This is a genomic window from Allosphingosinicella sp. (assembly GCF_036387215.1).
Taxonomy (GTDB): Bacteria; Pseudomonadota; Alphaproteobacteria; order Sphingomonadales; family Sphingomonadaceae; genus Allosphingosinicella.
Window position 1 is genome coordinate 1 of the sequence record NZ_DASVUE010000380.1, and the last position, 3,889, is coordinate 3,889.

Sequence of the window (3,889 nt, forward strand, 5' to 3'; positions counted from 1 at the left end):
GATATCCGTAGAGCGTCTCCGACATGTCCGAAGTGGTCGCCGGGTTGGCATTGTCGCAGGCGGAAAATTGCTGCTTCCCGCAGAAAAAGCAATTGCCGCAGGAGATGGTGAAGGGGATCACCACCCGCTGGCCCTTCTGGAGCGTCGATTTCGATCCGACCTCGACGACCTCGCCCATATTCTCGTGGCCGAGGATGTCGCCGGCGCGCATCGTGGGGATGTAGCCGTCATAGAGGTGAAGGTCGGAGCCGCAGATCGCGGTCGAGGTGACCTTGATGATCGCGTCGCGCGGATTGACGATCTCGGGATCGGGAACGGTGTCGACACGGACGTCGTGGCGGCCCTGCCAGGTGAGTGCGCGCATGGATGCGTCTCCTAGAGATACTGCTGGGTCGGGTTTTCGGACTTGCGACCGGAGGGGCTGGCGGAGCTGGTGACTTCGCCGGTTTCCATCAGCTGCTTGAAGCGGCGGAGGTCGCGGCGCGCCTGCACGTTCGGCTCGCGCTGGAGGACCTTGGCGATGAGGCGGCCGGCGGTGCCGCCGGGCGGATCGTAGCTGATCGTCGCGCGCACCATCGTGCCGCGGCCGGGACCCGCATCCAGGAACTCGATCCGGCCCGCATTGCGGACGGTCGCGTCATCCTCCGATTGCCAGGCGATCAGCCGGCCCGGCTCCTCCTCCGTGATCCGGCTGACGAATTCGATGCTGGTGCCCGCCGGCGCCTCGATCACCCAGCGCGAGCGCTTCTCGTCCAGCTTCTCGACCGAGCGGATATTGTCCATGAACCGCGGGAAGTTCGTGAAGTCGCGCCAGAAATCGTACAGCTCCTGCCGCGGGCGATTGACGGTGACGGTACGGCTGACGAGCGCGTCCTTCCCTGCCCTGCCGCGCAACGTGGACGGCGGCGCATCGCTGATCAGCGAGCGCTCGGCCTCGTCGGAGCGCTTCCGGCCGCCAAGGAGATAAGCAACGCCCGCCGCCGCTGCGATGCCCGCAACGCCAAGCAGCGCGCGCTGGAGGGTCTCGCCGCCGCGATCATCCTCGCCCGCGGTCTCATCCAACCCGAACTGGGCCATCTTCCTACTCCTCATGGGATGGTTTCAAGGTGGAGAACACGGCCGGGATGGCGATGTTCCTGCTACGTCAGAAAGCCCGTAGCGCCGCCGATGCTTCCTGGCCGACGCTATAATGCTGACATCGCAAGGGATTGACGGGCGAGGGCACGTCACTTAGCCATCAAGCGATGCAGACGCGTTTCGCCCTCGCCGACACTTCGAACAGCTGGTGGCGCTGGCTTTCATATGAAGCCACCGGCGCGCCTGCCTGATCCCGTTTCGGCCGAACAGCCCAGACCGATCCGAACCCATCCAGGCCCGCCGCAAGCGGGCCTTTTTTTTCGTCCCTCACGTACCGGAATTGCCCAGATGATCATCGTCCTTCGCCCCGACGCCGCCCCCGAAGCCGCGCAGCAGATCCTCGAGCGGATCGAAGCCGCGGGGCTGAAACCGCTCCACATGCCGGGGTCCGAGCGGGTCGTGCTCGGAGCGCTGGGCGACGAGCGCGTGCTCGCCGAGCTTCAGCTGGAGAGCGATCCGAGGGTGGAATCGGTGAAGCCGATCCTTGCCCCCTACAAGCTCGTCAGCCGCGAGCTCCACCCGCACGACACGATCGTCCGGATCGGCGGGATGGCGATTGGCGGCGGCCGCTTCGAAGTGATCGCCGGGCCGTGCGCGGTCGAGAACCGGGAACAGCTCCGCAACACGGCCGTGGCTGTGAAGGCGGCGGGGGCGTCGGGCCTGAGGGCCGGCGCCTACAAGCCGCGGACCAGCCCCTATGGCTTTGCCGGGCACGGCCCGGCCGGCCTCAAGCTGCTCCGCGAGGTGGGCGACGAGACGGGGCTGCCGGTTATCACGGAAGTCATGGACACGGCGGACCTAGACATCATCGTCAATCATGCCGATGCGCTTCAGATCGGGGCCCGCAACATGCAGAATTTCGCGTTGCTGCGTGCGGTTGGGAAGACGCGGCTTCCGGTGGTGCTGAAGCGGGGCATGTCGGCGAAGATCGAGGAGCTTCTGCTTGCCGCCGAATATCTGCTCGCCGCCGGCAACGAGCAGGTGGTGGTGGTGGAGCGCGGCATCCGCACCTTCGAGACGGCGACGCGGAACACGCTCGACCTCAACGCGATCCCCTACATCAAGCAGAAGACCCATCTGCCGGTGCTGGTCGATCCCTCGCACGGCACCGGCATCCGCGACTTCGTCGCGCCGATGGCGCTTGCGGCGGCGGCCTGCGGTGCCGACGGGCTTCTGATCGAGGTGCATGAGAACCCGGCGGTTGCGCTCTCCGACGGCGCCCAGTCGCTCTACCCGCACCAGTTCGAGGCGCTGATGGCGACGCTCCGGCCGGTGGTGAAGGCGGTGGGCCGGGAGCTGTGATGCACGGCAGCCGCCCGTTCGAAGCGATTGCGCTGCAGCGGCGGCTGCCGTCGAGCCCGGACCGGATCGCGCTCTATTCGGCGTTGAGCGACGGCGGGCGGCGGCGGGACACCTTTCTCATCGAGCGCAGCGTCGGGCCGAGCCTGCTGATGGACCAGGCGGCGGTGCGGGCGGAATGCCGGGGGCAGCAGGTCGTTCTGAGCGCCCTTTCCGCCGGCGGACGCGAGGTGCTGGGCGAGGTCGCCCGCAAGCTTGGCGAGCGAGTGATTTCCAGCGATGCGGGACGGCTGGTGCTGGAATTCCCCCGCGCACACAGCCCGGACCCTGAGGAGCGGCTGCTGGCCCCCTCGCCGCTCGACGCGCTTCGGGCGCTGGCGGGGATCGGATCGGGGTCGCGGGAGGAGCCCTTCACGATCGCGCTGATGGGCGTCAGCGCGTTCGATCAGGCGGACCTGTTCGAGGACCTCCCGGCGAATGCCGAGGATCCGCTCGGCTTTCCCGACTACATCTTCTGGCTCGCCGAGACCCTGGTCGTGCTCGAGCCGGGCGCGCGGCCGAGGCTGGTCTGCACCGCCTTTGGGCCGAGCGCGGAGGTGCATAACGATGCCGCGGAAAGACTGGCCCGGCTGGTGGAGCGATGCGAGGCGACGGCAGCGCTTGCGGAGCCGCCCGCCCCCGCCCCGGCCGAGGCGACCCAGGTCGATCTCGACGACGCCGCCTATTGCGCGGTGGTGGCGCGGCTGCGGGAGCATATCGCCGCAGGCGACATCTATCAGGTCGTGCCCTCGCGCACCTTCCGCGCCCCCTGCCCCGCCCCGCTCGCCACCTATGCGGCGCAACGGAAGCTCGACCCGAGCCCGTACCAGTTCTTCGTGTCCGGGCCCGACCATGTGCTGTTCGGCGCCTCGCCCGAGACGTCGGTGCGGGTGTTCGACGCCGAGGGCGTCCGCACCGTCGAGGTGAAGCCGATCGCCGGCACGCGTCCGCGCGGCGCCACGGGAGACGAGGACGACCGGCTGGAGGCCGAGATGCGGCTTGATGCCAAGGAGACGGCTGAGCATATGATGCTGGTCGACCTTGCCCGGAACGATGTCGCTCGGGTGAGCGAGCGCGGCACGCGGCGGGTAGCCAAGCTGATGAGCGTGGAGCGCTATGCCCGGGTGATGCACCTCGTCTCCTCGGTGACGGGCACGCTCCTGCAGGGGCTCGACGCGCTGCACGCACTTCAGGCCTGCCTCAACGTCGGCACCCTGACCGGCGCGCCCAAGATCCGCGCGATGGAGCTTCTGCGCGGAGCCGAGGTGACCAAGCGCGGCCCCTATGGCGGCGCGATCGGCTGGCTCAATGGAGACGGGATGATGGATACGGGCGTGGTGATCCGATCGGCGGTGGTGAAGGACGGCACCGCCTTCGTGAGAGCGGGCGCGGGCGTCGTCTACGACAGCGATCC

4 protein-coding genes are annotated in these 3,889 nt (G+C 68.2%); 2 read left to right on the top strand and 2 right to left on the bottom strand.

All coding sequences use genetic code 11. The annotated features are described in order from the left end of the window. Both VF662_RS14735 and VF662_RS14740 read right to left on the bottom strand, forming a co-directional pair. The coding region (locus VF662_RS14735; protein ID WP_464142603.1) for an alcohol dehydrogenase catalytic domain-containing protein at nucleotides 1-364 on the bottom strand (364 nt) is incomplete at its 3' end. 11 nt (nucleotides 365-375) lie between these two features. After that, complete coding sequence (locus tag VF662_RS14740; protein ID WP_464142606.1) at nucleotides 376-1,077, bottom strand: SRPBCC family protein; 702 nt, start codon at nucleotides 1,075-1,077, stop codon at nucleotides 376-378. Nucleotides 1,078-1,425: 348 nt separating this feature from the next. Between VF662_RS14740 and aroF the strand changes: the two genes are divergently transcribed. Both aroF and VF662_RS14750 read left to right on the top strand, forming a co-directional pair. Beyond that, nucleotides 1,426-2,439: a 3-deoxy-7-phosphoheptulonate synthase gene (gene aroF / locus VF662_RS14745; RefSeq protein ID WP_464142608.1), complete on the top strand. Its 1,014-nt coding sequence runs from the start codon at nucleotides 1,426-1,428 to the stop codon at nucleotides 2,437-2,439. Further along, the coding region (locus VF662_RS14750; protein WP_464142611.1) for an anthranilate synthase component 1 at nucleotides 2,439-3,889 on the top strand (1,451 nt) is incomplete at its 3' end. The genes aroF and VF662_RS14750, both read left to right, overlap by 1 nt.

Bases quoted from the DNA above. Each gene is read 5' to 3' on its own strand.
- VF662_RS14740 (WP_464142606.1), bottom strand. From the start codon at position 1,077: ATGGCCCAGTTCGGGTTGGATGAGACCGCGGGCGAGGATGATCGCGGC.
- aroF (WP_464142608.1), top strand. From the start codon at position 1,426: ATGATCATCGTCCTTCGCCCCGACGCCGCCCCCGAAGCCGCGCAGCAG.